Consider the following 3,777-nt stretch of genomic DNA (forward strand, 5'->3'; position numbering starts at 1 on the left):
GGCGCCGGCCCGCCCGCGGGGGGGGGGGGGGGGGGGCCCCGGCGGGGCGGGGGGGGGGGTGCGGCGCGGGGGGCGCGGGCTCGGGGGCGGCCCGGCCGGGCCGCCCCCGCTTCCTCTCGCCGTCCCGGTGGGCAGCCACCCGCTCTAACCGGGGGCCGGGCACGAGCCGTCCGAGCAGCCAGGACCGGGCCACTGCCCGCCGGGTCCCGCTCCGCCGTACGGGCCCGCGCTCCCCTGCGGCCCCTCGCCGGGCCGGAGCGGGCCGCTTGCCCGCTCCGCGTCCGGCACCTGCCGGCCGGCCGCCGTGACCTGGCGGTACTTGCTGGCGGCGAAGGCCGCCGCCCGGGCCAGCGGCAGGCCGGCCGGGGTGGACAGCCGCTGGGCCAGCGGCCGGTGTTCGGCCAGCGCCCAGAGGCAGGTGACGAAGGCGTGCGCCCCCCGCCAGACCTCGCCGGTGTCCGCCACCACGGTGATCTCGCCGAGCGAGGCGTCGTGGTCCAGGCCCGGGAACCGCTCCCGGGCCTCGGCCGAGGCCACCACCACGAACTCCAGCGGCACCAGCTGCGGCTGCCCGCGCAGCCACCCGGTCAGGTGGCGGCAGAGCAGGCACGCCGGATCGTGCAGGACCGTCAGCAGTCCGACCGGTGGCGCAGCGGCCGCGTTGTTCCGGCCGGTGGTCATCGCGGTCACGCCCGGGTGGGCGCGACCCAGCCCTGCGGGGCGACCGGCGGACGCTGCTGGCGCTCCAGCGCGCCGCGCCGGCGGATCCGGTTGAGCACGTACACGTTGCCGAGGTGCATCACACCGAGGAGCAGCAGCACGGTACCGAGCTTGTACGAGAGCGCGTTGAAGACCCCGGCGACCGTGTCCACCGCCTCGTCGTTGCGCATCCACAGGGCGACGAAGCCGAGGTTGATCAGGTAGAAGCCGACCACCAGGAGGTGGTTGACCGCATCGGCCAGCCGCTCGTCCCCCGAGAACACGTCGGCCAGGAAGATCCGGCCGTTGCGGCTCAGGGTGCGGGCGACCCAGATCGTCACACCGGTGGCGATCGGGAGGTAGGCGGCATAGCTGACGACTGTGTAGTCCATCGGGACCACTCCGTTTCGAACGTGTTCAAAACCTTGTGGGCACGACTCTAGGGGATGGTTTTGAACATGTTCAAGTGGGGGGTGCGGAAAGCCCGTCACCTGGGCGGAATATCACCGTCCGTGCCCTCGGTCCCGCCTGACGCCACGACCGACGCCGCCCTCCGCGTCAGTCGGGTGGCGGGTACTCAGACCCGCACGGCCGCCCCGCGGCCGGTGTCCCACGCAGTCGCGGGCGCCGGGCCGTCCGTGCGGTGCCGTCGCACCCGCCCGACCCGCCGGGGCCCTCCGGACGGTTCGCCCGGCTGTCGTCGGTGCCCAGCCCGAGCGCGGCACGCACCGCCTTCGGCCGGTCGGAGCCTAGGTCGTGCGCGCCCGCGGCGAGCTCGTGCTGCAGCGTCCTCGCGTCCTCGGCGTCCTTCGCCGCTGCCAGGTGGGGCAGGGACGTGCGCAGCTCGTCGACCAGGTCGCCGACCGGGCGGGCGGCGGTGCCGCCCAGGCCGACGACTACCATCCGGCAGGCCACCTGGGCCGACGCCCGGGCCGGGCACCGGCATTCCCCCGTCGTCGCCCGGCCCGCGGGTGAGATCGTGTCGGGCATGAACGAGGCGATGCGGACGGTGTCCGGCGAATCCGACCTGCAGGACAGGATGGAGCGGAACCTGGCGGAGCGTGCCTGCCACCTGCACCGGCGCATGGAGCACGCGGCCGTCACCGAGACGGCCGATCTCGTCATCGCCGACAGCGGGCTGGACGACGACACCTTCAACATCGTGGCGGCGGCGCGCTTCAGCGACGACACCGCCCCGGCCCGGGTGGCGGAGACGCTCCGGGCGCTGACCGCGACCGGCCGGCCCTTCTCCTGGTGGGTCGGCCCCGCCACCACTCCCCCGGACATCGCCGCGCTGCTGACCGGCGCCGGCCTCACGGCGTCCGAGACCGGGACCGGCATGTGGCTGGACCTGCACACCGCACCACCGGAGCCGGACCCCGACGGCCCGGACATCCGTCTCGTGACCACGCCCGAGCAGTTCGCCGACCACGCGATGATCCTGGCAGCGAACTGGGACCCGCCGGCTGCCACGGTCCGCCGCTTCTTCACCGATGCGACCGCGTGGGCGCTGGCACCCGACTGCCCCGCGCGCTACCTCGTCGGATACGTGGACGGACGCCCCGTCTGCTCGGCCGAGGCCTTTCTCTTCGCAGGTGTCGCCGGGATCTACGACATCGCGACCCTCGCCCCCGAACGCCGCCGCGGCTACGGCGGGGCCATCACCCTGGCCGCCCTGCACACGGCCCACCGGGAGGGCTACCGAACCGCGGTGCTGCAGGCCTCCACCGACGGCGAGCCCGTCTACCGGCGCCTCGGCTTCCGCCCCTGCGGCGGGTTCACCGAATACGCCGTCACCCCCTGAGCCCCCGGCCGGCCGCGAGGACCGGCCGTGGGAACCGGGCGAGGGAGGCGGCGGGCCCGCGAGGTGTCAGGCCGGCTGTTCGGCGAGGAGGCGGAAGGCCCGGGCGTCCGCCTCGACCTGGGCCAGGTCGAGGGAGCGGGCGGTGCCGAACTCGCTGAAACTCGCCTGCATGCTGCCGTCCGCCCAGACGCACACGGCACCGGCGGCTCGGCCGAACTGGTCGGCGCCCTGAACAGCGCACTTCATCGCGCCGCCGCGCGGCCCCGGGTCCGCGGCGTGCATCTCCAGGCTGATGCCCTGGGTGGCGGACACCCGCTCGATCACCCGGTCCACCGACCAGGACGGCACGAAGTCGTGCCGCTGGTAGCCGATCACCATGACGTACCCGGTGCTCGGGGCGCCGTAGGTCGCGGCGAACGACTCGGGGTCGGCCCCGCCGGTCGCGGCGTCGCTGTGCACCCGCTTCACCAGCGGATTGTCCGTGTCGGCCGGCACGCCGTTGAACTGCTCCGGCGTGACGAACCGGTAGGCGCCGAGGGCCGCGAAGCGGTCGGCGGTGGCGTACCCCGCACCGGCCAGCACCAGCACCAGGGCACCCGCCCCGGCCAGCAGCCACCGGCCCGGGCGGCGCGGCGGGTGCTCGGGCACCGGCACCGTCTCGAACGGTGCCGCCCCGCCCCCCGGCGGCGTGTCCCGGACGTCCGGCGGAGTGTCGTGGACGGGCGGCGTCTCGGGCGACGACATGAGTGCTCCTGGGGGCAGATCCGACGGTCGCACATCGAACCATCCCGGAGCGCCGCCCACAAGATCTTTTCCTTCAGCGGACCCGGGGCGACTCCCCGACATCAGTTCGGCCACGGACAGCCCTTGCGATGCCGGACGCACACCACTGTGTCGGTATACGACCGGCTCGCTCGGCTGTACCGTCTACCGTCGGCAGGTCGCGTGAACATTCGCGCGATTTTCGTTATCCGGTGCCCGGACGGAGGTCTCCTGTCTCGGAAGGGCAGTCGACCGGAGGAGGAACGATGACGGAGCACGGGACCGAGGATCTGGTGGGCCGGTACGCGCCGAACCCGTCCACGCGCGGGGCGAGTGGCGGGTCGCACCGGCGGGCCGGCAACGGCCGGCACCGGGCGAGGTCCGGCTCTGCCGCCAAGCCGCTGCTCGCCGTGGGGGCCGGGGGGGGCCCCCCCGCCACCCCGGGGTTTAGGGGGCTCGGGCGGGAGAGCCCCCCCCCCCGCGCGCGGGCACGGGCGGGCGCGCCCCGTCCC

Annotated in this window: 5 protein-coding genes; 1 reads left to right on the top strand and 4 read right to left on the bottom strand. The window is 75.0% G+C overall.

Annotated features, from left to right (window positions below; genetic code table 11):
• Nucleotides 1-144: 144 nt before the first annotated feature.
• The 3 genes from ACFV0G_RS24930 to ACFV0G_RS24940 form a co-directional block, all read right to left on the bottom strand.
• Nucleotides 145-681 (bottom strand): thiol-disulfide oxidoreductase DCC family protein, encoded by a 537-nt coding sequence (locus tag ACFV0G_RS24930; protein WP_380552034.1) that lies wholly within the window; start codon nucleotides 679-681, stop codon nucleotides 145-147.
• A gap of 5 nt (nucleotides 682-686) precedes the next feature.
• Nucleotides 687-1,091: a hypothetical protein gene (locus ACFV0G_RS24935; RefSeq protein ID WP_380552004.1), complete on the bottom strand. Its 405-nt coding sequence runs from the start codon at nucleotides 1,089-1,091 to the stop codon at nucleotides 687-689.
• 166 nt (nucleotides 1,092-1,257) lie between these two features.
• Nucleotides 1,258-1,602 carry a hypothetical protein gene (locus ACFV0G_RS24940; RefSeq protein ID WP_380552007.1) on the bottom strand — a complete coding sequence of 115 codons (345 nt, stop codon included), beginning with the start codon at nucleotides 1,600-1,602 and terminating at the stop codon, nucleotides 1,258-1,260.
• A gap of 136 nt (nucleotides 1,603-1,738) precedes the next feature.
• Here ACFV0G_RS24940 and ACFV0G_RS24945 point away from each other — a divergent pair, with 136 nt between their 5' ends.
• The gene (locus tag ACFV0G_RS24945; RefSeq protein WP_380552037.1) at nucleotides 1,739-2,503 is read left to right on the top strand and encodes a GNAT family N-acetyltransferase; all 765 of its coding nucleotides are present in this window, start codon (nucleotides 1,739-1,741) and stop codon (nucleotides 2,501-2,503) included.
• 66 nt (nucleotides 2,504-2,569) lie between these two features.
• Here ACFV0G_RS24945 and ACFV0G_RS24950 read toward each other — a convergent pair whose 3' ends face one another.
• The gene (locus ACFV0G_RS24950) at nucleotides 2,570-3,247 is read right to left on the bottom strand and encodes a hypothetical protein (protein ID WP_380552010.1); all 678 of its coding nucleotides are present in this window, start codon (nucleotides 3,245-3,247) and stop codon (nucleotides 2,570-2,572) included.
• Nucleotides 3,248-3,777: the final 530 nt, after the last annotated feature.

The organism is Kitasatospora sp. NPDC059571, from assembly GCF_042735675.1.
In the GTDB taxonomy this organism is placed as follows: Bacteria; Actinomycetota; Actinomycetes; order Streptomycetales; family Streptomycetaceae; genus Kitasatospora.